This window comes from Parasediminibacterium sp. HNIBRBA5674, assembly GCF_056745525.1.
On the sequence record NZ_JBQWIE010000016.1, the window covers coordinates 24,592 to 49,762 of the forward strand.

20 protein-coding genes and 1 tRNA gene are annotated in these 25,171 nt (G+C 37.9%); 11 read left to right on the forward strand and 10 right to left on the reverse strand.

Annotated elements, in window-relative coordinates:
* Positions 1-9: 9 nt before the first annotated feature.
* From ispG to ACT9TX_RS09580, 4 genes are all read right to left on the reverse strand, one after another.
* Positions 10-2,049 carry a (E)-4-hydroxy-3-methylbut-2-enyl-diphosphate synthase gene (gene ispG, locus ACT9TX_RS09565; RefSeq protein ID WP_481338061.1) on the reverse strand — a complete coding sequence of 680 codons (2,040 nt, stop codon included), beginning with the start codon at positions 2,047-2,049 and terminating at the stop codon, positions 10-12.
* Between the two features lie 98 nt (positions 2,050-2,147).
* Complete coding sequence (locus ACT9TX_RS09570) at positions 2,148-2,741, reverse strand: tetratricopeptide repeat protein (protein WP_481338062.1); 594 nt, start codon at positions 2,739-2,741, stop codon at positions 2,148-2,150.
* Positions 2,738-3,736 (reverse strand): VWA domain-containing protein, encoded by a 999-nt coding sequence (locus tag ACT9TX_RS09575; protein ID WP_481338063.1) that lies wholly within the window; start codon positions 3,734-3,736, stop codon positions 2,738-2,740. The genes ACT9TX_RS09570 and ACT9TX_RS09575 overlap by 4 nt, the downstream gene beginning before the upstream one ends.
* A 124-nt stretch (positions 3,737-3,860) precedes the next feature.
* The gene (locus ACT9TX_RS09580; RefSeq protein WP_481338064.1) at positions 3,861-4,706 is read right to left on the reverse strand and encodes a penicillin-binding transpeptidase domain-containing protein; all 846 of its coding nucleotides are present in this window, start codon (positions 4,704-4,706) and stop codon (positions 3,861-3,863) included.
* 51 nt (positions 4,707-4,757) lie between these two features.
* Between ACT9TX_RS09580 and ACT9TX_RS09585 the strand changes: the two genes are divergently transcribed.
* Genes ACT9TX_RS09585 through ACT9TX_RS09595 form a run of 3 tightly spaced genes read left to right on the forward strand, consistent with a single transcriptional unit; the run spans position 4,758 to position 8,261 of the window.
* Positions 4,758-6,107: a cytochrome P450 gene (locus tag ACT9TX_RS09585; RefSeq protein ID WP_481338065.1), complete on the forward strand. Its 1,350-nt coding sequence runs from the start codon at positions 4,758-4,760 to the stop codon at positions 6,105-6,107.
* A gap of 25 nt (positions 6,108-6,132) precedes the next feature.
* Positions 6,133-6,900, forward strand: a complete 768-nt coding sequence (locus ACT9TX_RS09590; RefSeq protein WP_481338066.1) for a hypothetical protein — start codon at positions 6,133-6,135, stop codon at positions 6,898-6,900.
* Between the two features lie 2 nt (positions 6,901-6,902).
* The gene (locus ACT9TX_RS09595; protein WP_481338067.1) at positions 6,903-8,261 is read left to right on the forward strand and encodes a cytochrome P450; all 1,359 of its coding nucleotides are present in this window, start codon (positions 6,903-6,905) and stop codon (positions 8,259-8,261) included.
* A gap of 2 nt (positions 8,262-8,263) precedes the next feature.
* Here the strand turns inward: ACT9TX_RS09595 and kbl are convergent, their stop codons facing one another.
* The gene (kbl, locus tag ACT9TX_RS09600) at positions 8,264-9,451 is read right to left on the reverse strand and encodes a glycine C-acetyltransferase (protein WP_481338068.1); all 1,188 of its coding nucleotides are present in this window, start codon (positions 9,449-9,451) and stop codon (positions 8,264-8,266) included.
* A 142-nt stretch (positions 9,452-9,593) separates the two neighbouring features.
* Between kbl and ACT9TX_RS09605 the strand changes: the two genes are divergently transcribed.
* Positions 9,594-9,680, forward strand: a tRNA-Ser gene (locus ACT9TX_RS09605).
* 25 nt (positions 9,681-9,705) lie between these two features.
* Here ACT9TX_RS09605 and ACT9TX_RS09610 read toward each other — a convergent pair.
* From ACT9TX_RS09610 to ACT9TX_RS09620, 3 genes are all read right to left on the reverse strand, one after another.
* Positions 9,706-13,131 carry a trifunctional glycoside hydrolase family 18/polysaccharide deacetylase/glycosyltransferase family 2 protein gene (locus ACT9TX_RS09610; protein ID WP_481338069.1) on the reverse strand — a complete coding sequence of 1,142 codons (3,426 nt, stop codon included), beginning with the start codon at positions 13,129-13,131 and terminating at the stop codon, positions 9,706-9,708.
* Positions 13,132-13,241: 110 nt separating this feature from the next.
* Entirely contained in the window at positions 13,242-13,814 is a 573-nt protein-coding gene (nadD, locus tag ACT9TX_RS09615; protein WP_481338070.1) for a nicotinate (nicotinamide) nucleotide adenylyltransferase, read from the reverse strand.
* 23 nt (positions 13,815-13,837) lie between these two features.
* Positions 13,838-14,065 (reverse strand): FeoA family protein, encoded by a 228-nt coding sequence (locus ACT9TX_RS09620; protein ID WP_481338071.1) that lies wholly within the window; start codon positions 14,063-14,065, stop codon positions 13,838-13,840.
* Positions 14,066-14,145: 80 nt separating this feature from the next.
* Between ACT9TX_RS09620 and ybeY the strand changes: the two genes are divergently transcribed.
* The 5 genes from ybeY to ACT9TX_RS09645 all read left to right on the forward strand — a co-directional run bounded on the left by ybeY (position 14,146) and on the right by ACT9TX_RS09645 (position 22,301).
* The gene (ybeY, locus tag ACT9TX_RS09625; RefSeq protein ID WP_481338072.1) at positions 14,146-14,577 is read left to right on the forward strand and encodes an rRNA maturation RNase YbeY; all 432 of its coding nucleotides are present in this window, start codon (positions 14,146-14,148) and stop codon (positions 14,575-14,577) included.
* Positions 14,578-14,703: 126 nt separating this feature from the next.
* On the forward strand, positions 14,704-16,572 hold the full coding sequence (mnmG, locus tag ACT9TX_RS09630) for a tRNA uridine-5-carboxymethylaminomethyl(34) synthesis enzyme MnmG (protein WP_481338114.1): 1,869 nt from the start codon (positions 14,704-14,706) through the stop codon (positions 16,570-16,572).
* Between the two features lie 127 nt (positions 16,573-16,699).
* On the forward strand, positions 16,700-17,734 hold the full coding sequence (locus ACT9TX_RS09635) for a proline iminopeptidase-family hydrolase (RefSeq protein ID WP_481338073.1): 1,035 nt from the start codon (positions 16,700-16,702) through the stop codon (positions 17,732-17,734).
* Positions 17,735-17,852: 118 nt separating this feature from the next.
* Entirely contained in the window at positions 17,853-20,954 is a 3,102-nt protein-coding gene (locus ACT9TX_RS09640; RefSeq protein ID WP_481338074.1) for an amidohydrolase family protein, read from the forward strand.
* A 21-nt stretch (positions 20,955-20,975) separates the two neighbouring features.
* Positions 20,976-22,301 carry an amidohydrolase family protein gene (locus ACT9TX_RS09645; protein ID WP_481338075.1) on the forward strand — a complete coding sequence of 442 codons (1,326 nt, stop codon included), beginning with the start codon at positions 20,976-20,978 and terminating at the stop codon, positions 22,299-22,301.
* Between the two features lie 245 nt (positions 22,302-22,546).
* On the opposite strand, the gene ACT9TX_RS09650 is transcribed toward ACT9TX_RS09645, so the two are convergent.
* Positions 22,547-23,173, reverse strand: coding sequence for a hypothetical protein (locus ACT9TX_RS09650; protein WP_481338076.1), 627 nt, complete (start codon positions 23,171-23,173; stop codon positions 22,547-22,549).
* A 167-nt stretch (positions 23,174-23,340) separates the two neighbouring features.
* On the opposite strand from ACT9TX_RS09650, the gene ACT9TX_RS09655 reads away from it, so the two are divergent.
* Together ACT9TX_RS09655 and yihA are read left to right on the forward strand one after the other, a co-directional pair.
* Positions 23,341-23,679, forward strand: coding sequence for a DoxX family protein (locus ACT9TX_RS09655; RefSeq protein ID WP_481338077.1), 339 nt, complete (start codon positions 23,341-23,343; stop codon positions 23,677-23,679).
* 89 nt (positions 23,680-23,768) lie between these two features.
* Entirely contained in the window at positions 23,769-24,413 is a 645-nt protein-coding gene (yihA, locus tag ACT9TX_RS09660; RefSeq protein ID WP_481338078.1) for a ribosome biogenesis GTP-binding protein YihA/YsxC, read from the forward strand.
* A 70-nt stretch (positions 24,414-24,483) separates the two neighbouring features.
* Here the strand turns inward: yihA and ACT9TX_RS09665 are convergent, their stop codons facing one another.
* The gene (locus tag ACT9TX_RS09665) at positions 24,484-24,957 is read right to left on the reverse strand and encodes a ribonuclease H-like YkuK family protein (protein ID WP_481338079.1); all 474 of its coding nucleotides are present in this window, start codon (positions 24,955-24,957) and stop codon (positions 24,484-24,486) included.
* Between the last annotated feature and the right edge of the window lie 214 nt (positions 24,958-25,171).

Sequence of the window (25,171 nt, forward strand, 5' to 3'; positions counted from 1 at the left end):
GCTTTTGATTTAGCTAAGGGAAGGTTCTACCCAAGCACCACTTTCTTTTAATAAGTTGATAAGTTCAGTAACAGCTATTTCGCTATCAATATTTTTCTTTACTACTTCTTTACCACGGTACAAGGTTATCTTGCCCAAACCACTACCCACATAGCCAAAGTCTGCATCAGCCATTTCACCCGGGCCATTTACAATGCAGCCCATAATGGCAATTTTTACACCTTTCAAGTGGTTAGTTACGGTTCTAATTTTTGCAGTAGTTTCTTGTAAATCAAATAAGGTTCTGCCACAGCTTGGGCAAGAAATGTATTCTGTTTTAGAAATTCTAGTACGTGTTGCTTGTAAAATAGAAAAGGCAGTAGAATTGATAAATTGCTCTACAGAAGTATTGATACTATAATTTCTACCTGTCGACTGTTGACTATTGACCATCGACTGCTTGTAGCTTTCAGATGTCATACCAAAACACACACCATCACCAAAGCCATCTAACAATAATGCACCAGCTTCTGTAGCATAATGAATTAAATGTTCATCAGTGGTTTGCCAATTGCTATCTGTGATAATAATAACAGGGTTTTCTATTTTTCTTTGAATCAATTCTACACACATTCTGCGTATAGATTGCATCGCATTTTTGTTGGTAGATGATAGACAAAGAACGACTGCCGCCCCAACCCCTCTAAAGGTGGGGCTTTGTGTGAGCTTGTCAAGTTCAATGAAGTCGTTATTATCATTAAAACAATCTAACATTACAAAATTTAAACTAGGATGAATGTCATTAGAATTAACAAAATCATCAACACTGAAAATTGGAAAAATTATTTCATGGTTTAAAGCCCCACCTTTGGAGGGGTTGGGGAGGCTTATAACTTTTAGTGTTCCTGGTAATGCAAAATCTAATTCGGCCTTACCTGTAAAAATATAATCTGCAGCAGCATCGCTAATATTCCATTTATCGGTTGGTTCATCGTATTTGTAACCAACGCTTTCTAGCGATGCAGGCGTAATCGTTTCTAACTTACTTAAGTCTGCAATTACCACAGGCACTTGATTGCCACCAATATTGTTTACCGCAAATGTTTTTCTACGGCTATAAGTAAACGGTGAATAAGGTACTTTTTCTATACTTGGTACATTACTATGGTCTGTGGTCTGTTGACTGTTGACCGCATATCTCTTCACCAAATCTTTACATACAGGTATTTCAAATTCAGGATCTTCAGTTAACGATACTCTAATCGTATCGCCTATACCATCTTCTAGTAAAGTGCCTATACCAGCAGCACTTTTTACACGACCATCTTCACCATCACCAGCTTCTGTAACACCTAAGTGCAAAGGATAGCACTCACCAAATTCAGCATCCATTTGTTGTATTAATAAGCGATAAGCTTGCACCATTACTTGTGGGTTGCTTGCTTTCATGCTCAATACAATATTGTGATAGCTTTCGCCACGAGCAATACGTAAAAATTCCATCGCACTTTCTACCATACCGTTTGGTGTATCACCATAGCGGCTCATAATTCTATCACTCAAACTACCATGATTAGTACCAATGCGCATGGCTGTACCGTATTCTTTACAAATTTTTACCAATGGTGTAAAGCGGTCTCTTATTCTATCTATCTCTTCAGCGTATTCAAGGTCGGTATAATCTATTTGTTCAAACTTCTTTTTATCTACGTAGTTACCTGGGTTTACACGAACCTTCTCTATTATTCTAGCTGCAATTTCTGCCGCGTTTGGTGTAAAATGAATATCAGCAATTAATGGTGTGTTGTAACCACGTTTACGTAATTCATTTTTTATGTTCAGTAAATTTTCTGCTTCTTTTTTTGATGGCGCTGTAATGCGAACTAGTTCTGCACCTGCTTCTATACAACGTATAGTTTGTTCTACTGTTGCAATTGTATCCATGGTGTCTGTAGTGGTCATGGTTTGCAAGCGAATAGGATGGTTGTTACCTAACAATAAATCGCCAATTTTTACTTCTTTGGTTAGTAATCGGCTGTATTCAGTTAATGAGTTGGTGTATAGTTGCATGAATTTATTAAGATAATGTGATGTTACTATAATTTGCTAAGGATTGTACAAATTTACAATCTTGGTTACAAAATGTTTTGATACAAGCAGATTAAGCCCTACCAATCTTTCTCGTTTTTACTTGGTTTATTCTTTTGTTGTTGTATTTCTTTTTGTAAACGCTTCTCTTCGTTGCGCAACATTTCTAGTTGTTTCGCAGCTTCTTCTTTGGTTAAAGGTTTCTCCTTTGGTGGTTGTTCTTGTTTTTGTTGCTGCTGTTGTTGCTTTTGTTTGTTTATTTCAGTTAACAGCTTTTGCAAATTCTCTCTTGCTTGTTCATCGCTATTATTCAATTTTAGCGATTGCTTCAGTGATTGTATGGCCTGCTGATATTGTTGTTGTTTAATCTCTGCTACGGCTTTATTGTAATAGGCTTTGGCTTGTAATTCAGCATCGGTAGTTGTTTCAGCTGTTGTTTGATATTGCTTTACGGCATCATTGTATTTGTTTTGCTTAAACAACGTATTGCCTTTGTTAAATAAAGCCGCTGTATTTTTACCATCAATTTTTAAGGCTTCGTTATAAAAGGTTTCAGCGTTTTTTACATCACCTTTTTTGTACAATTCATTGGCTTTAATAATGGTATTATTTGCCTTTTGGGCAAATGTTACGCTACTAAGCAAGAGACCTAATATGGTATAAGTTATTCTCAACTGAATTGTAATTTTTTTTCGCTTACAAATGTTTCTACTAGTAATAATATGACTGCGATGGCTAAAAATAGGGTATAGTACGATTGATAATCTACAAAGCCACTGTTGCCAATAGGTTTTGTTTCCATCTCGTTTAAGGTGTTTATCAATTGTGTAGTTACTTCACTCGTGTTACTTAATGTGTGATAAGTACCACCTGTTGTTTTAGCAAGCTGTTGCAGTAATTCAGCGTTTAATTTCGTAATCACAGTTTGGCCACTAATATCTCTTTTATAATCATTGGTACCTGCTTCTATTAAGGGTGTGCCTTCTACACTACCTACACCTACTGTGTGTAATACCACACCTGCATCAGCTAGTATTTTGGCTGTTTCTACTGCTTTTTCATCGTGGTCTTCACCATCAGTTATTAATATAGCGGTTTTATATTTTTTCTCTTGTGTTTCTAAGCTATTATTGCAAAGTGTAAGCGCTTCGCTAATAACTGTACCTTGAAGATTTACTACATCGGTATTGGCATTACTGACAAACATTTTTGTAGCCGCAGCATCTGCTGTTAATGGCATTTGTAAATAAGCTTGGCCAGCAAATAAAATCAAGCCAACTTTATTACCTTGCAATTGGTCTGTTAGTTGGTAAATTAATTGCTTGGCTTTATCTAACCTTGTTGGTTTTTCATCTTCGCTTAGCATGCTTTTACTTACGTCAAGTAGTATCATTACATCAATACCTTTTGTTGCAGAACCCCTTGGTGATAATGGCTTACGCAAATTAGCTGCGCTGATAAACAGCAAGCCAATACATACAATTATTGCAACAATTTTTAGTCGATATTTTTGATGCGAATAGTTCCTTGTTAATTGAGCAACTAATCTACTATCGCCAAGTTGTTTCTGTTTCTTTTTTTTCCAGCGTAGCACAAATAGAAACAGTCCTACTAATGGTAATAGAATAACCAAGCCAAACAAAAATTCTATGTATTGAAATTGAAGCATGTATTGGTTGCAAGTTACAGGTTAGAATGTTTCTAGCTTTATGGACGTTGCATTCTTAGTAAAAATTAACAAGCCGCAAAATTCTTTGCGGCTTGTTAAAACTCCCTTTAGGGTTGGGGCTTTTTTATTTTTTCCCTTCAAAAAAGCCATAGCCTTTCAAAATGCGTTTTAGCATATCAACACGTAAGTTGGTCATTGCTACATCTTTTGCACCTTCTACATTTAGCACAAAAAAGTATGGGTGGTGATTTTCTTCTACCCAACCAACAACCCAACCAAGCTGTGTACCTTTTTCTGTAGAACCTAGGCCTGTTTTATAGGCTAAAGTATAGTTAGTGTTATTTTCACGAATCATCATTTTTCTTACAATCTCTTGGCTTCTACGTTGAAAGGCTAATTGGTAGAAGTATAATTTCTTTACTATACCTAGTTGTTCATCAGCAGTAATTTTTAATGAATTATCTAACCAAAAAGAATCGATAGCTGTTTTAATTTTTGCTGTACCATAATGCATACTATCTAGGTATTCTTGCATAGTGTCTTTGCCTATTCTTCTGGCAACTTCTTGGTAGTAAGGAACGGCCGAGTATTCAAATGCTTCGGCCATGGTAAGGTCTTTGTTCCAGTTTTTAGCAGTATCACCGTTGGCAAAAGTTCTAATTTTTCCATCCCATTTTATCACCATTTTCTCGTTTACAACCTTGCCGGTTTCTATACCGATCAAGCTGTTCACAATTTTAAAAGTAGATGCTGGTAAAAAACCTGTGTCTTTGTAACGATTCAAATTGTAAATGGTAAATTGCCCTGTACCATTATCAAACATAGCAAAGCTGCCTATTACCTTATTACTATCGAAAATGGGCTTTAAGTTGTTATCAATAGTAACATTATTAGGGCTACAAGCAGCAAATACGCTGATAAGTGCTATACTTGTAATTACTTTTAACAGGGTGAATGACGTGTATCTCATTGAAATTTTTTAGTGGTGCAAATGTAACTGTTACAAGAAAGATTATAACACATGTCAACAGCAGAAAAGCAAATACCAACAATAACATCAACAAAGCTTTTTAAGTATGGTTTTGGTTTGGTGAACAATCCTTTAAAAGCGATTTCAGATATTGAAGATACTTATGGTGATATTGCCTCATTGAAGATTTCCAAAATTGGTTCTATTGTTTTTTTAAATCATCCAGATTATGTAAAGCATGTTTTAAAAGACAATCAGGATAATTATTCTCGCCGTAAAGCCGTTAAGCAACCCTCTTTTAGTGCCTTGCAAGATTTGCTTGGTAATGGTATTTTTATGAGTGATGGTGACGACTGGGAACAACAACATAAAATGTTGCGTAATCTATTTTCACCCACGTCTATTGCAAGCACTTTACCCATTATTGAAGAAGAATTAGCGTTGCTTACCAAACGTTGGCAAGAGCAAATTATAAAGGCATCAATTATTGATGTTGAACAAGAAATGCATTTGCTGATGTTGCGCATCATGTTGCGTACACATGTTTGCAGCAATATTGTTTTTCCTGCGACCGATATTTTGGCTACATTAAAACAATTCATGAATGCCTCTAATTCTAAGAAAATATTCTTGGCACAATTAAAAGCATTTGCGCTAAAGCCTTTCGGTATTAAATATCATTACAACAAACCACAGCAATCACTAGAATGGTTAATGGCTTTTGTTGATGAATTGATAGAGGACTTGTTACAGGGCGCTTTTACACCAAGTGGTTTGTTTGCAACAATGTTGGTTGATTACAATAATGGTACAGTCACCAAACAAGATATTAAAGACCAATTACTCAATTTTTTATTTGCTGGATTTGATACAACATCTACAGGTATCACATTTACGTTGTACAATCTAGCCGCATATCAGCCTATTCAAAAATTAGTAAAAGAAGAAATTGTAGACAGAACTACAAAACAGTTTCCTGTGCTTGAAAAGGCAATTAAAGAAACACTGCGCTTATATCCACCTGTATGGTCGTATGCACGTGAAGCAATTGCTGATGATGTAATAGATGGTTATCACATACCTGCTAAAACCCTTGTGTTGATTAGTTCTTATGCTTTGCATCGACATAAAGATTTCTGGCAAAATGCAAATGAATTTAACATTGATAATTTTGAAAAAGATAATTTTAAGGGCAAAAATTTTGTGTATATACCTTTTGGGCAAGGTAAGCGTATGTGCATTGGCAGGGCTTTGGCCGATTATCAAATGATGACGATAGTACCACACTTGCTTAGCGCCTTTCATTTTACAACCGTAGATGATAAAAAGCCAATTATTAATCCTAACATTATCATCAAAGCCACGAAATCAATTAAATTGCGAGTAAGTTTGGCATCTTAAATTTCATCTTTCTAATTGCTTAACAATGTCTGACAAAAAGTTTACGGTTAAGGATTTTCCTATTGACAAAAAAATTGTAGCAGACATTGCTGCGTTTAATAAGTATGTCAATTTGATGCATGGTCTTTTTCAAATAGACATCGCTCACATCAGGCAGCAAATAAAAGTAGCTAAGAAAGAACAGAATCTAAATGTGTCAATTTTAGCTTGTTTACTCTACTGTTTTGCACAAGCACTAGATAAATATAAAGATGCTTTTGCTATGGTAGGTAAAGGCAATAAATACTATCAGTTTGAAGAAGCAGATGTTTTTTTTCCCTTTGAGTTACAGCAAGATGGTGAGAAAATTATTTGGTATAAAATTATTAGGCGGGTTAATAAAAAATCAATTTTAGAACTAGAAGAAGATTTAAAGAAAATGCTACAAATGAAGAAAACCTTCACAAAAGACGAGCGTTTCTTTATGCGTTTTCCTGGTTTTCTAAGGCATTTGTTTTATAGAAGAACCATGCGCAATCCTTTAATTAGAAAGAGTTATGTGGGCAATGTTTATTTCAGTTCTACTATTCATAGTGGCAATACACGTGTTATATCTTACGGGTTGCCTACGCACTTTCATTCAGTAGGTATGTTCATTGGTACTTTTATGGATGTTAAAAGTATAGAGCCACAAAAGCCCAACGCAAATATTGTTGGCGCTACATTATCGCTTGACCATTTAATAAGTGATGGTCCAATGCTAGCAAGATTAATTCGTGAGTTTGTTTTTCAAGTCGAAAATTTTAAATTGTAGTAATGGCAGATGCACCGAAAAATATTCCTTGGTATAAAATTCCCTACCATTCTGTAAGCATGCTTAAAAATCCGTTGAAAGCTATCTATCAAATGGTAGAAAGCTACGGCGATATTTTTGCTTTTAAGATTGGCGATATGCGCAGCATCATCTTCTTAAATCATCCTGATTATGTAAAGCATGTGCTGAAAGACAATGTAGACAACTATTCTAGAGGAAGAGCTTTGAAAATGTCTACCACAGGCTTAGAAGAAATGCTTGGCAATGGTATTTTTATAAGTGAAGGAAGCGATTGGGAATTTCAACATAAACTATTAAAGAGTTTGTTTTCGCCTACAGCAATAGATAGTACCTTACCTGTGTTGCAAGAAGAAATCAATCAATTTATCATAAAATGGTCTGATGCAATAGCGAATAATCCTGTAGTGAATATTGAGCACGATATTCATTTACTGATGTTGCAAATCATGCTGCGCAGCCATGTTTGTAAAAATTATCCATTTAATTATAAAGAGGTTTTTGACACGTATAATGCACGTATTGAAGCTTCAAGTTGGAACGTTGGTGCGGTTTCTGAAGCCAAGTCTTTCTTCCTAAAGCCACTTGGTATTAAGTATGAGTACAACAAGCACCAGCAGCACATTGATAAACTGAATGCTTTTTCAGGTAAGCTTGTACAGGAGTTGTTAAATGGTGACTTTGAGCCCATTGGGTTATTCGCTTTGATGCTTAGCGAGTTTAAAGAAGGTCGAGTTACACAAAAAGATATTCGTGACCAACTTTTCAACTTCTTGTTGGCTGGCTTCGAAACGACTGCTACCGCTATATCTTGGCTATTGTACAATATTGCTGCACAACCAAACTTGCAAGTGCTTTTGAAAGACGAATTAAAGGTTATAGCCTCGACAATTGATGATGTGTTGAAGCAACCTTCTTTATTGCAATTAGCTATTAAAGAGTCGCTACGGTTATATGCACCCGTTTGGTCTACAGCTCGTGTAGCTGTAAACGATGATATTATTGGGGGTAAGTTTATAAAAGCTAAAAGTATTGTGGTTGTTAACTCTTACGCATTACATAGGCATAAATCGTTTTGGCCGTCTGGTGATAAATTTGACATTACTAACTTCGAGAAAGATAATTTTAAGGGTAAAACATTTGCCTATATACCCTATAGTCAAGGCAAGCGCATTTGTCTTGGTATGGCTTTAGCCGATTATCAAATACAAACAATAACAAGTGCTTTGTTAAAGGCTTTCAATTTTGAAACCACCTCTAACAAAGCACCAGAAATTAAAGCCAACATTATTATTAAGGCAAGCCCTTCTTTACAGTTAAAAATTAGTAAAGCAAGTGCTTAAGGTTATTTCAATACGCCCAGTTGTTTACCCACTTTTACAAAAGCTGCAATAGCTTTATCTAAGTGTTCTTGATTATGTGCTGCGCTCAATTGTACACGAATTCGTGCTAACCCTTTTGCTACAACAGGATAGAAGAAACCAATCACATAAATACCTTCTTCTAACAAAGCTGCTGCAAATTGCTGAGCCACTGTTGCTTCATACAACATAATTGGTACAATTGGGTGGTCACCAGGTTTTATATCAAAACCCGCTTCTGTCATTTTGGTTCTAAAATATTTCGTGTTGTATTCTAGTTTATCTCTAAGCTCTGTTGTTTCAGTAAGCATATCAAGTACAGCTATTGATGCGCCTACAATGCATGGTGCTACTGTGTTTGAGAATAAATATGGTCTTGAACGTTGACGTAAAATTTCTATAATTTCTTTTCTGCCAGATGTAAAGCCACCACTTGCACCGCCCAATGCTTTACCCAATGTGCCTGTAATAATATCTATTCTACCCATCACGTTTCTGTACTCATGTGTACCTCTACCAGTTTTACCTAAAAAGCCCGATGAGTGACATTCATCTATCATCACAATGGCATCGTATTTATCAGCAAGGTCACAAATTTTATCAAGTTGTGCAATAGTTCCATCCATACTAAAGCTGCCATCTGTTACAATAATTCTGCTTCGCAAATGTGCCGATGCTTGTAGCTTTTTTTCTAAGTCATCCATGTTATTGTGTTCATAGCGATAGCGTTGTGCTTTACACAATCTTACACCATCTATAATGCTTGCATGGTTTAAAGCATCGCTAATAATAGCATCTTCTTCGTTGAATAGGGGTTCAAACACACCACCATTTGCATCAAATGCAGCAGCATATAGAATGGTATCTTCTGTACCTAAAAAAGTAGCAATTTTTTGTTCTAGTTCTTTATGTATGTCTTGCGTACCGCAAATGAAACGCACACTACTCATACCATAGCCGTGTGTATCTATAGCTTTGTGTGCTGCCTCAATTACTTTGGGGTGAGATGATAAACCCAAATAGTTATTGGCGCAAAAGTTTAAAACCGTTTTGCCATTTACTACTATTTCAGCACCTTGTTCGCTTGTAATAATGCGCTCTTTCTTAAATAATCCAGCTGCATCTATTGTTTGCAATTCTTCAGCAATTCTTGCTACAAATTTTTCATTCATGGCTTCTTTTTTTTCTTCAGCAAAATTATTTTACTTCTTCTATTGCTTCACACCGTTTGACACAATATATACTTGCGTATGTTAAAGTTTGTATCGCTTTTAGTACACGATACATTATTTTTGCCGCCCCACAATTACAACAGGTGAGTTGTCCGAGTGGTTGAAGGAGCACGCCTGGAAAGTGTGTATACGGGAAACTGTATCAAGAGTTCGAATCTCTTACTCACCGCAAAGCGTCCATCGTAGGGCGCTCTTTATTTTGCTTCATTAGCCATTTTCACATTACCAGTTCTTTTTAAAACGCCCCAATGTTGTAGTTCGCCTTTTATCGCTCGTTTAAATGATCTAAACAATACTATCATCATCAACCAACGGTAAATAATACGTTGTGGTATTAGCCATATTAGTTTACTCGGGTTTTCCTTGTCAAATAAAAATGATAATGCCGCAATGGCTGCATCTACAAATGTGAATACAATATAGTAAAACCCTATTTCTCCCGCATTATCCGTAAATAAGCCAAATAGCATTAATATATCGGCAAGCGGTGTAAAAAATGGCACAATATATTTAAATAATAACATGTCTGGCATGGCTATAAAGCCTAGCGAACGATGGTTAACATTTAACATTAAATCCCTGTGCTTATAAAATGTTTGCATTACACCAAAACTCCAGCGATAACGCTGTTTCATAAATTGCTTTACACTTTCAGGTGCTTCTGTGTAGGCTATCGCTCTCGGTTCATTGGCAACAATATAGCCTGCTCTTAATATTCTTATAGTTAGGTCACAATCTTCTGCAAGTGTATCTGTTGTAAATCCACCTGCATCTACAATAGCTTGTTTTTTAAATGCACCAATGGCGCCAGGCACTACTGTAATAGCATTTGCGTAAGCAAAACCTTTTCTATCAAAGTTTTGACTCGTGATGTATTCTATACTTTGCCATTTGGTAAGCACATTTACTTCGTTGCCTACTTTTACAATACCAGCAACTGCACCTACTTCCTTCTCTGTATCCTTTTTTTCTGTAAAAAAGTTCTCCATTAATTTACTTACAGCATCAGGCGCAAGCTTTGTATCAGCATCTATACACACAACATAGTCTGCTTCTGTTTTTTCTATACCTAAGTTTAATGCAGACGCCTTACCACCATTCTGTTTTGTAAATAATTTAATGGTTGGATGATTACTAAATGTCTCGGTCACTTTTTGCCAAGTAGCATCTTTACTGCCATCATCTACAAAAACAATATTAAAATTAGGATAATCGCACTTTAGCAAATTGTGTAATGAGTCTATTACATTTACTTCTTCATTATAAGCGGGTACTATTATAGAAACTAACGGATAGCTTGATGGTATTACAGGCGTGAACGATTTCTCTTTCTTTTTTTGCAAAATTGCAAGCACGCCCAAAGTGATTAATCTAATAGCGCTCAATAGCATGAATACTAAAAACAACGCATAAAAAATGTAGCCACTCAAGTAGCCAAGTTCTGCTAAACCATAATTTATTTGCAATAAATAATAACCATTGCCATGTGGTACAGGTGGCATTACATCGTCTGGTTTTTTGCCAAGTAAATCTGCTACCGTTGTAAACTCGTAACCCTTTGCTCTAAAATAACGAATCAACATACCTGTAGCTAATACCGTTTGACTTCTGTCGCCGCCAGCATCGTGTAGCAATACAATATTAATGCTATCGCCATTTACTAGATGATTTTCATATGATCTTTTAACCCTGTTGAAAATGGTATCAGCAGTAAAGTTTTTGTACAAGCCTCTTTGCCAATCCTCTGGGTCTAAGCCTTCACCAACGGTAATATAATTTCTGGTTCTGCTCAATGCAACAGGTGCAATCTCCTCATGCTTCTCTGGTTCATAATCTGCATTAAATGGTGCACGAAATAAAATGGTACTATGGCCGGTAATGCATTCTATTAACAAACGTGTTGCATCCATTTCTAGTAGGGCACGTTGGTTGCTTACAGCACTCATGTCTGGGTGCGTAAATGTGTGATTGCCTATTTCGTGGCCTTCACGATAAATGCGTTTTACAAGTGGTATATTTTTCTCTACTTCTAGGCCTACTAAAAAGAAACTTGCTTTCACATGGTAGTAGGCTAAGGTGTCTAAAATCTGTTTGGTATATTTTGTATCAGGGCCATCATCGTAGGTTAATACAATTTTGGGTTTATTGGTATAGCCCCATTTTTTCACTACATAACTAGATGGTAATGTTTCATACTTTTCCTCTGCTATTATCATATCGGCACTATCTATCTCACATTTTATTTGTCCATCCTTTGGTGTAGATAGCACGTCTAAAATTTCACCCTGACCCATAAAGTCAACCTCAGATAAACCAGGAACCTTGTTAAACTCATCGAAGTTAAATTTTTGCAAAGCTTGTTTTGTCATTGGCAAATCGTAGAAATCCCACAGGCGATTATCTTCTGCACCAAGTCGCCAAATGGCTGTGCCAGCTAAGCCATATTCAGTAGCGAATCTCAGTGTATTAAAGTTAGTAGCAGCATCTGTAAAATGAACTTCGTGCAGTATATCTTGACCGTCATAGTATTCATAATGCAAGTTGTAACTATCGTTATCAAAGTCTACAATACCGTCACTTTCTCTTGCTGTAACCAATGCTTGTTGATAGGTGAGTGGCGGGCCATCTACTTTACCCTTTTTCCAATCATAACCGTAGGCGGCCATGTTTAAAACAATTTTTTTAGCCGGAACAAATTTGGTTAAATGATCTACGGCCGCTTCTACCCATCTTTGACCGCTAATTGGTCCAGGCTTTGTACTTTCTGAGTGTTCGTCATAAGCCATCAAAAAAATATAGTCATTATAGTTCGATAGTTCCTTGTAGTCATAATCCTCATTAAATGGCGATACGTTTTGTGTAACCATAAAGCCTTTTTCGTGTAAGGCTGTGTATAGCTCTCGCTGAAATGTACTTAGTACTTCATTATTGCTTTCTTTCAACTCTTCAAAGTCCACATTAATACCTGCAAACTTGTACTTGGTAATTAGGCGCAACACATCAGCAATCAGTCTCTCTTTTTTTGCCTTATTATTCAATATTCTGTGTAAGGCATCACCACTAAATAAACTATTGTAGTTGTTTGAAAGTATAGGCATTGCTTTCACCTTTGCAGCCTTAATTACATCAAAGCCCTTTTTGTCTATATTGGCAATTAGTGTATCTGCTTTCGGGTCAATAAAAAACCATTCTGGTAACACTAGGTTTACCTTGCTGATATTTCTTCTTAGTGATAGAAAAGATTGAGGATCCCAGTTTACATAAAAAGCCGCACGTATGCCTAGGCTATCGTTAAACATGGTAGAGGTAGAGAGATTTAAATTGGGATTTTTTTGCCCCATACCTTGTCCCTTGGCCCATCGTTCCTGTATGTATTTGCGCATACCACGATACTCTCTACCCATTTTACTTTCTCGATAGTCGGGTACCTTTTCAGATAATACTTTCTTTATGGCCCTGCCTTCAAGTGGTATATCTGGTAATGATGCGTTTACCAAGGCAATAACCACTGCTGCAAATGCCACCAATGCTAGCACTAAAATTATTCTGCCAGCCCATTTAAAGCGCTGCCATCTTGTTGGATTATTGGTCTGAAAAATTTGAGGATTATGTTGAGCCATATGGGTTTGCTACCAAAGTTGTTTAATGCCTATTATAAACGTAATCGGTCGTTTAAAATTATAACCATTACTAGCATTGTTTTGCTTTGTGCAAAGGTATTACGAGTAGCCTATCTGTAATACCCATTTTTTTCAATCTCTTCTCGCACCTTATCTGTTACTAAGTATTGAATGCTTTTCTTTTGTTTGATGTATTGTCTAATAGTTGTTGCCGAGATGTCTAGTAGGGGGGCGTTCAAAACTGTTATATTTTTATTGGCAGGGTCTTTTGCAATTGCAAATTCGGGTCTTTGGTAAATGATGAGGTTGTAGTTTTTCTGTAGAATATCTGCGTTTTTCCATTTGCCAATATTGCTAAAACTGTCACCACCTAGTATAATGCTAAATTGATGATTGGGATATTTCTCTTCTAGATAAACGAGGGTGTCTATAGTATAAGATGGCTTCGGTAATTTAAATTCTACGTCAGAAGCTTTTAGGTGTGCATTGTCCTCTATTGCTAATTGTACAAGATGTAGTCTTTGATACTCGTTTAATAAGCTTGCTGCAGGCTTTAATGGATTTTGAGGACTCACCACTAGCCAAACTTGGTCTACATCTGTGTGCTCAACCACGTGGTTGGCTATTATTAAGTGGCCAATGTGAATGGGATTAAAAGAACCAAAGTATAAACCAACCTTCATTATTCTATGCTTTTTTGAATGCGCTATGCAACATCTTCTATAAAAATACTGTTGGCTTCGCTTAGTCGTAGGCTTAAGTTATAGCCCGAAACAGCAATTGAAATCGGATCTCCAAGTGGCGCCACCTGAATCACTTTTACCATTTCTCCAGGTACACAACCCATTTCCATAAGTTTAATGAATATCTCATCTTTCTCAAAAGAATGGATGACTGCTTTTTGACCAACCGCCAAATCACTTAATCTTTTCATCTTGTCTATTATGTTGCAAATGTAAACTTGTACTGTAGCTTTTTGTTACGAAATTTGATATAACAAACCATGTTCTAATTATGCAACTAGTATCGTTTCACTCTGCAGACAAACAACTAACACTTAAAAACAAGACACGCCTCAAGCTATTTATTGCTAGTATTTTCGATCACGAATGCAAGCCGCTTGAGAAGCTCGACTATGTTTTTTGTTCTGACGAGTACTTGTTGCAAATGAACAACGACTTCTTGCAGCACGATTATTATACCGATATCATAACTTTTCCTCTTTCTGATAACCATCAGCCCATAGTAGGTGAGGTGTATGTTAGTCTTGATAGAGTTAAGGATAATGCATCTCAACACAACTCGTCTGTACAAGATGAAACATTAAGGGTGTTGTTTCATGGCGCCCTACATCTTTGTGGCTATGGCGACAAGTCTACAAAAGAGGTTAAAACCATGCGAGCCAAAGAAGATTTTTACATCAATTTGTTTCACGTGGAACAATAATTGACCCCGTTTTTCGCTCTCAAACACACCCCTTATGTTGTGTTTCACGTGGAACATTATGTTTTTCGAGAAGTTTCACATGTCGTCAAGGGCTTGTTTTATCTTTGCCTTTCAATTGAAATAATGATGTTTCCAGAATATGATGTTATAGTGGTTGGTGCGGGTCATGCAGGTTGCGAGGCCGCCGCTGCTGCCGCTAACCTTGGTAGCAAGGTATTGTTGATTACTATGAATATGCAAACCATTGCCCAAATGAGTTGTAACCCCGCAATGGGTGGCATAGCCAAAGGGCAAATAGTAAGAGAGATAGACGCAATGGGTGGCTACAGTGGTATTGTGTCAGACAAGAGCATGATACAGTTTCGCATGCTAAACGTAAGTAAAGGCCCCGCCATGTGGAGCCCTCGAGTACAAAGCGATAGAATGCAGTTTGCTGCAACTTGGCGTGAAATGCTTGAGCAAACACCCAATGTTGACTTTTACCAAGACATGGTAAGCGCATTAATCATTAAAAACAACAAAGCCTGTGGTGTAGTTACAGGTATGGGCAACGAAATAAAAGCCAAATCGGTAGTAGTAACTAGTGGTACTTTTTTAAATGGCGTTATCCATATTGGCGAAAAACAGTTTGGTGGCGGTCGTGTAGGAGAGAAAGCGGCAACTGGTATTACCGAACAATTGGTTGAGTATGGCTTCGAAAGTGATCGTTTAAAAACGGGTACACCACCTCGTATTGATGGTAGAAGCTTAGACTATTCTAAAATGGAAGAACAAAGAGGCGATGATATCATTACTGGCTTCTCTTATTTAGACATTGAAAAAATAAAACCCGAACAGCAAAGAAGCTGTCATGTTACTTACACGAATCAAATAGTACACGATATTCTTAAAACAGGTTTTGATAGAAGTCCTATGTACCAAGGTAGAATTGAAGGCCGTGGCCCAAGATATTGCCCTAGCATTGAGGATAAGATTAACCGTTTTGCTGAAAGAGACAGACACCAACTGTTTGTTGAACCAGAAGGATGGAATACCTGTGAGATATACGTCAATGGATTTTCTACTTCTTTACCAGAAGATGTACAAATAAAAGCCCTACGCACAGTGCCTGGTTTTGAAAACTGTAGAGTGTTTAGGCCCGGTTATGCTATCGAATACGATTACTTTCCACCTACGCAATTAAAGTATTCACTAGAAACCAAGCTGATGGATAACCTGTTTTTTGCAGGTCAAATCAATGGCACTACTGGCTATGAAGAAGCGGCTTGCCAAGGGTTGATGGCAGGTATTAATGCGCACCAAAAAGCAAAAGAACTAGAACCGGTTGTACTTAAAAGGAGCGAGGCTTACATCGGTGTATTGATAGATGACCTAATCAGTAAAGGCACAGACGAGCCATACAGAATGTTTACAAGCCGTGCTGAGTACAGAACTTTATTACGTCAAGACAATGCAGATTTACGCTTAACCGAAATGAGCTACAATCTTGGCTTAGCATCAAAAGAGCGATTAGACAAAGTGCATAAAAAGCTAGATAGCGTAAAGCAAATCACGTCTGTTTTAAAAGACTTTAATGTAGAAGCCGACGATATAAATCCATACTTTGAAACCATTCAGTCGTCACCAATAACTGAAAAACAAAGGGCTAATAAAATCATTTTACGACCAAATGTGGGCTTAAAAGAGATGATGACGGCAATACCTGCACTAGCAGCACACTTGAATGGCTTTGATGAAAAAGAGTTAGAACAGGCCGAAATTCAAGTTAAATATGAACGCTACATAGAGAAAGAACAAGAACTAGTAAATAAAATGGGGCAGTTAGAAAATGCAATTATCCCAGATTCTTTTGACTACGATAAGGTGAATGCACTGTCTAATGAAGCATTGCAAAAGTTCAAAAAAATTCGCCCACACACACTTGGCCAAGCAAGCCGCATTAGCGGTGTGAATCCAAGCGATGTACAAATACTAATGGTATACATGGGTAGATAACTTTTAAAGTAGGCTACTCAATAAAACAAAGAGTTTCAAGCAGGTTGGCCAAAGGGTAAGCTAGTTTGAAACTCTTTGTCGTTTATGGTGTTTTAAGGTATCTTCAATACATAAACCATCAAATGCCATGAAACTAAAACTACTACTAGTATTGCCTTTTTTCGGCTTACTGCTGTGGGCTTGCACCCAAAAAACTGAGAACAAATCAGTAACAGTAAAAGCATATTTCGCACAACACGACTCTGGTGTGCAATCTGCAGGTGTAAAAATGATTCCTGTAGAAACCCCAATTGGCGCTTTTAAAGTATGGACCAAAACCATTGGTAATAACCCAAAAATCAAAGTATTGCTATTACATGGTGGCCCAGCCATGACACATGAATACCTTGAAAGTTTTGAGAGTTTCTTTCCGCAAGAAGGTTTCGAAATGATAGAATACGACCAGTTGGGCTCATACTATAGCGACCAACCTAAAGACAGTAGCCTTTGGACCATTGACCGATTTGTAGAAGAAGTAGAACAGGTACGTAAAGCATTACACCTCGATAAAGACAACTTCTATTTATTGGGCAACTCTTGGGGCGGCATGTTGGCTATGCAGTATGCACTTAAATACCAGCAGAATCTCAAAGGTTTAATCATCTGTAACATGATGGCAAGCTGTCCTGATTATGGTAAATATGCGAATGATGTTTTAGCCAAGCAAATGCCACCAAAAGTATTAGATACCATTAGAGCAATAGAAGCGAAAGGCGATTTTAAAAACCCTAAGTACATGGAATTATTAATGCCTAATTTCTACAACCAACACTTATGCCGCTTGCCAGAATTGCCCGATGCTGTAAATAGAGCATTTAAACATGCCAATAATGAAATTTATACCATGATGCAAGGACCAAGTGAATTCGGTGTAGCAGGTCGTTTGGCTAATTGGGATATCAAAGCCCGCTTGCCAGAAATTAAAGTGCCTACACTTACAGTAGGGGCTAAGCACGATACCATGGATCCAGAACACATGAAATGGATAAGCACCCAAGTACAAAAAGGGCGTTACCTGTACTGCCCAGAAGGTAGCCACCTATCAATGTGGGATGACCAAGCACACTTTTTCCCCGGCGTTATCAGCTTCATTAATGACGTGAATAACGGTCAATTCAAATAGCAAAATTTCAAATCCATCACTTCTACACAGCCATTCATCATTTTTATTGATGAGTGGCTGTTTTTTGTCTACACAATCATTAGCTTTAGCCTTCATCACAAAGCAAACTGAGTAATTTATGAGAAAATTGAAGCTATTGCTTTCGGGGCTCTTGTTTACGTGTTTATTACAGGCTCAGGAAACATTTCCAGTTAATGGTGTTGCAGACAAAAGGGATGGCTGTTATGCCTTTACCAATGCCACCATCGTTCAGTCATCAACATCTACGTTACAAAAAGCTACACTCGTTATTCGCGATGGCAAAATTGTAAGTGTAGGCACTACTGTAAGCATTCCTAAAGATGCGATAGTGGTAGACTGTAACAACAAGTTTATCTATCCTTCATTTGTAGACATTTATACCGATTATGGTGTAGCTACACCACAGCGTCAGCTAGGTCAGCTAGGTGCAGGTGGATTTAACTTTAATGCTCCAGCACAAATTACATCTAACACCAAAGGTGCTTACGCTTGGAACCAAGCAGTAAAACCAGAAGTTGATGCAGCTAAACTATTTACAGTAGATGATACAAAAGCAAAAACCTACCGTGAAAGTGGTTTTGGTACGGTATTAACACACGTTAAAGATGGTATCATTCGTGGTAGCGGCGCAGTAGTTACTTTGGCTAATACAGAAGATAATTTTGCATTGCTAAAAGAAAAAGCATCAGCGCACTATTCTTTCAGCAAAGGTACTTCTACACAAAGCTACCCGAGTAGCGTAATGGGCAGCATCGCTTTGTTGCGCCAAACTTATTTAGACGCACAATGGTACAAAACCAAACCTGCTACAGAGGGCATCAACTTATCATTACAAGCATTCAACGATTTACAATCTTTACCACAAATATTTGAGGCAGAAGATAAATGGGTTGACTTACGTGCAGATAGAGTAGCGAAAGAATTCGGTACACAATACATTATTAAAGGTGGTGGCAACGAATATCAACGCATTAAAGAAATTGCTGCTACAAAAGCGACCTATATCTTATCGCTTAACTTTCCACAAGCAATGGATGTTGAAGATCCTAACGATGCAAGATTTGTATCATTAGCCGATATGAAACATTGGGAACTAGCACCTACAAACCCTGCTGCGTTTGAAAAAGCAAATGTGAATTTCTGCTTAACCGCTGCAGATCTACGTGACCTAAAATTGTTTTTAACCAACTTGCGTAAAGCCATCGAATATGGTTTAACGCCTGCAAAAGCAATGGATGCAGTAACAAAAACACCTGCTACATTATTAGGTGTTTACGATAAAGTGGGCAGTTTAGAAGCTGGCAAATTGGCTAACTTCTTAATCACTACCGATAGCATTTTCTCTGAAAAAGCATCTATTTTAGATAACTACGTTCAAGGTAAAAAATACGTTGTAAAAGCAGATGGCTGGAACGATGTAAAAGCAACGTACAACTTAGTAATCAATGCACCAAGTGGGGCTATCAATTATACATTAGATGTTAAAGGCGCTGCCGCAGCATCTGTAATTGGTAAAGACACATTGACTCCAAAATTCAGCTTCGATGGTAAAATTGTGAAACTAAGCTTCTCACCAGTTGCACCAAGAAGAGGCGGTGGTGCTAATGCAGGCGGCGCACCTACAGGCGGTTTCGGTGGCGGTAGAGGTAACTTTGGCGCAGCCGCTACACAGTTTCGCTTAAGCGGTATTGCCAATGGCGATGTTTGGAGCGGTACAGGTGAAGACACTGCTGGTAACCGTGTTACTTGGACGGCTTCTTTCGTAAAAGCAAACGTAACTGTTGATAGTACAAGAAAACGTCCTACACCGCCTTTGCGTTTAGGCAAAGTAACCTTTCCTTTCGATGGTTATGGTAACGAAGAATTACCTAAGCAAGAAACCATGTTGATTAAAAATGCAACAGTTTGGACCAACGAAAAAGATGGTAAACTAGAAAATACAGACGTACTAGTAAAAGATGGTAAAATTGCCAAAGTGGGCAAAAACCTATCTGCTGACGGCGCCAAAGTAATTGATGGTACAGGCAAGCACTTAACGGCTGGTATTATTGACGAGCACTCACACATTGCTGCTGCTTCTATTAACGAAGGCACACAATCTGTAACTTCTGAAGTAAGAATAGGCGACAACTTAAACCCAGAAGATATTAATATATATCGCCAACTAAGTGGTGGTGTTACCTCTTCTCACATTTTACATGGTTCTGCTAATACCATTGGTGGCCAAACACAGTTAATCAAACTACGTTGGGGTGCTAATGACGATGATTTGAAATTTAAAGGTTGGGATGGTTTTATCAAGTTCGCATTAGGCGAAAATGTTAAGCGTACAACTTCTCAAAACAACAACCGTTTTCCTGATACGAGAATGGGTGTAGAAGAAGTATTAAACGATGCTTTTGCTCGTGCAGTTGACTACCAAAAAGCCATGAAAATTGACCCTAAAACACGTAGAGATTTAGAGTTAGATGCCTTGGTAGAAATCATGAACAAAAAACGCTTCATCACTTGCCACTCTTATGTACAAAGCGAAATCACCGCAGCTATGCGTGTGGGCGATAAATATGGCTTTAAGTTCAACACATTTACACACATACTAGAAGGTTATAAAGTAGCTGACAAAATGAAAGCACACGGTTCTAGTGCCTCTACTTTCTCTGATTGGTGGTACTACAAAGTAGAAGTTACAGATGCTATAGCTTACAATGCTGCTATTATGTACAAAGCAGGCTTAAACGTTTGTATCAATTCAGATGATGCTGAAATGGCACGTCGCTTAAACCAAGAAGCTGGTAAAACAGTGCGCTACGGTGGTGTACCAGAAGAAGATGCTTTAAAAATGGTAACCTTAAACCCAGCTAAAGCACTACATGTAGATGATAAAGTAGGTAGCATTAAAGTAGGTAAAGATGCTGACTTAGTATTGTGGAGCGATAATCCATTAAGCATTTATGCTAAAAGCTTGTACACTATTGTAGATGGTACTGTTTATTTCTCTAGAGAAAACGACGAAGCCGCTAGAAAGAAAATAGCAGCAGAACGTAACCGCTTAATCTCAAAATTGGGTGGCGAGAAAAGAGCAGGTATACCAATGAGACCGGCTGAACCTAGCTGGCAAGTAATCCTTAGCTGTGGCGACCACGGTCATCACAATGGCCTAATTACAATAGACGAACAAGAAGGCGACGGTAAAAATTAATCATCTACTAAAGAACTAATTATGAAGAAAATATTGTGTTCTCTATCGGCTATCTTATTGCTAGCGGGTATTGCAACAGCGCAAGAAGTGGTGTATCCTGCACCAGCCTTTAAGGGCAAATTATACATTACCAATGCCACTGTTCACATCGGCAATGGTCAGGTGGTAGAAGGTGCCACTGTAGAAGTAAACGATGGCAAAATTGTACAAGTATCTACAACCGTAACGCCAGCTAGTGGTGCTAAAGTGGTAGATGGTAAAGGCAAGCATGTGTATCCTGGTTTAATATTATCATCAACCGATCTTGGCTTAAAAGAAATAGCCAATGGTGTACGTGGTAGTAACGACTATGCTGAACTAGGTGACTACAACACCAATATTCGTTCTATAACAGCTTACAATACCGATTCTCGTGTTATTAATGTGTTGAAGGCTAATGGTATTTTATTAGCTAGCGTTACGCCAGAAGGCGGTGTTATCAGTGGTTCATCTACTGTGGTACAGCTAGATGCGTGGAACTGGGAAGACGCAGCTTACAAAATGGATGGCGCTATTCATGTAAACATGCCAAGCTTTATTGCCCGTGGTGGTAGAAGAGGCGGTGGCGGCTTCCGTGGCTTTGGTGCTGCCGGTGGCGAAGCTGTAGACCCAAACAAAGCCGCTTTAGATAAAGTAGACGAAATAAAAGCGTTCTTTAACGAAGCAAAAGCCTACTTAGCTGAACCTACACACGCTGCTACCAACCTAAAGCTAGAAGCAGTAAAAGGTTTGTTTGAGAAAAAGCAAAAACTATTTGTACATGCTGACCAAGTTAAGCAAATGCTAGTAGCTATCGATTTTGCAAAAGAGTTTGGCTTTAACATTGCCATCATTGGTGGTAGCGAAAGCTTTTTAATAGCCGATTTGCTAAAAGCCAATAACGTTCCAGTAATATTAAACCAGCAGCACGCCCTACCAGCTACAGAAGATGATGATGTAGACCAGCCTTATAAAACGCCAGCCGTGTTACAAAAAGCAGGTGTATTATTTGCCATCAACGATGCGTTTGACGAAGCTCGTTACCGCAACCTAAGCTACAATGCAGGTACAGCCGCTACCTATGGTTTAAGCAAAGAAGAAGCCTTATCTGCCATTACGCTAAACGCTGCTAAAATACTAGGTGTAGATGCAACTACAGGCTCTATAGAAGCAGGTAAAGATGCCAATATAATAGTAACCGATGGTGATATACTAGACATGAAAAGCAGCAATGTAGCCTACGCATTTATACAAGGCCGCCAAGTAAGCCTAGATAATAAACAAAAACAACTGTACGAAAGATACAAGTACAAATACGGTATTAAATAGTACAATCATCCGTACAATACCTTTTACGAAGCCGTTACACAGACACGTGTAGCGGCTTTTTTGTATCGCAAAAAGACAGTGCGATAGGTGTATGACTCCCTTTTACCCTAGAACTAACATCCCTATAAGGTCTCTGTAAGGTTAGTGTAGCCCCCTAAGTCCCCCAAAGGGGATTTTGAAATGTTGAATTTGAGATTTGTAGCTTAACCGTTGACCGAAAGAGGAACACGTTTTTAAAACAACTATTATTCAAAATACCAACACTCGTATTTGCCTGTTTTTTGCAGCGTTTTTGTGGCAAGATTAAAATATTGCTGTTCGATATAGCCAAGATTATCTACTGGAATTTTTTGTTGTGGGCTGCATTTTGGTTTCAATGCTTGGTCAGTAATGGTTACTGCTGTTTTAAAACCAACAATATTGTTTTGAAGGCTTAAATCTGTTTCATATTGACCAGAAAATACCATTTTTAAAGTAGTTAAATCGTATACAGAAAACGACCTATAATTAGCGGCTGTACCTGATTCTGTAAGTAGATAATTGCCTTTTAGGTCTACAAAATAATCTTCGCCTGCAATGGCAAAAGATTGCTTAGTGGCTTTGTTATATACACCAATTAGCTCACCTGGGTCGCCTTCGTTTGGCTTGGTAGCTACAAGGTAGGCATCAGTATTCAATACTACAGAATCGGTATTGGTAGCAGGATTTAGCTTGTAACTCGTATCTACATCTATGGTAGTGATAATAGTAGCTGATGAAGTTGGTGTTGCTGTGGCAGCAGTATCTTTTACTATATTGTTGGTGGTACTGTTATTACAGCTACAAGCAATAGCTATAGCTACAAAAGCATAGGTAGTGTGGCGCAGTGTCATTTTTTAAGGGGTTGAAATTGCAATTTAGGGTATTCTAGTTTTTACGTAAGAAGCTTCCTATGAGAGATTTTGTAGGTAGGTAGTCGTAACAAGTATTGCATATTAGCGCCACAATTACACTAGCTTTGAAACAAAATATGCTAGTGCGACAATTATCTCTTTACAGCATGTCGGTATTATATGTAGTAGCAGGGGTTAATCACTTTTGGCACAAAGCCATATATCTAGCTATTATGCCTGCATGGCTAGGCTATCACGAGGCTTTGGTAATACTTAGCGGCGTTTTTGAAATATTATTGGGCTTGTTGCTATTACCATTACGTACAAGACGCTTGGCAGCTTGGGGTATTATTTTGTTGTTATTGGCGGTGTTTCCTGCCAATATACAAATGATGCTAAACTTTCTGCACATGCAGCATCCTTATGCATGGCTTACTGTAGCAAGGCTACCGCTACAAGTGTTGCTTATTTGGTGGGCTTATGGTTTTGCTAAAAAAGCTGTTTAATTTGTAAAAGAAAGCACTTGGAAACATGCTTATTTCGATAGAAAACCAATAACGCGTATAAATACCGCCACATAAGTTACTTTTGCGGCATGAATATTACTTCAGCTACATACGTGATATCGTCTGCCGATTATTTACAATGCCCTAAGGCAGATAGACCAGAATATGCTTTTATTGGTAGAAGTAATGTGGGTAAATCTTCGCTTATAAACTCTATTACACAGCGCCAAAAGTTGGCTAAAACATCGGCTGCACCTGGTAAAACACAGTTAATTAACCATTTTGCTATAGAAAGTTCTTCTGCCCAAAAAGGCTTGAAAGACAAGTGGTACTTGGTAGATTTACCAGGCTATGGTTATGCTAAACGCTCTATGACAGATAGAAGACGTTGGGAACAAATGATAGAACATTATTTGCGCAAGCGAGAAAATCTAGTAAACGTATTTGTACTAATAGATAGCCGTCACGGCCCACAAAAAAATGACCTTGAGTTTTTAACCAACTTGGCAAGATGGCAAGTGCCTTTTACATTGGCATTTACAAAATCTGACAAAGAAAAACCAGCCGTAGTAGAAAGAAACGTAAAAGCATTTTTAGACGCCATGCGTGAAAGTTGGCAGTTTTTACCACAGAGTTTTGTAACAAGTGCCGAGAAAAATAAAGGTAGAGAAGAGATATTGGCCTTTATAGAAAACTGCAATAGCGAGTTTGGTAAAGAGCGTACCGAAATATAAGAGCGTAGGAGTTGCAGATGGAGATTTCTCCATCACAATTGTTGTAATAAAGCACCGTGAATAAGCCTATTTAGTTACACACTTTATCAGCACAACAACTGCTGGCAAAGGCTTCAGGCTTGGCTTTAAAGGCAAAGCCCATACCTAAAATATAGCCCATGGCTTCTTTTAAGGCATCGTTGCTTTTAAAGGCAGGATTGGTATTAATGTCAGCATGTACCTCCATATCTACCTTGTGCTCTATAAACAAGTCGCACAGCTCGTAGGCTATTTCAATACTTTTTGCCACCTCTACCAGCATCCTTTCTTTCAGGTGATACCGCATTTTTGTTTTCTCGTTGTGGATGTACATAAACCCACCTGCATGTTCACGCAAGAAAACAATCACTGTGGCAAACTCAGTTTCTGAGCCTTTCACCTGGCTATCGGTGCCAATACAAACTTTCAAACGTGTACCTTTTTCAGTTTCCTTAATAATGGCTTCACGTACTGCTGCCTTAATGGGCAAGTTGATGCTTTCTCCGTTAAATTTTCTCCAACGCATATGCACTATGTTTTGCGTAATTTAAACCATAAAAATCATTGCATAGTCATCTGTTGATTATCTTATTATTAACAGCCTGTGCGTAGGCCTACAAAATGGGGCAAAAGCACGTTAAAACACCGTTGTAAAAGGCTTTGTTAGTCGGCCGTTGTACTACTATTAGGCTTTTGTTGCGTCACACTTCTACGTTCTTATCGCTATGCAGCTTTTATTG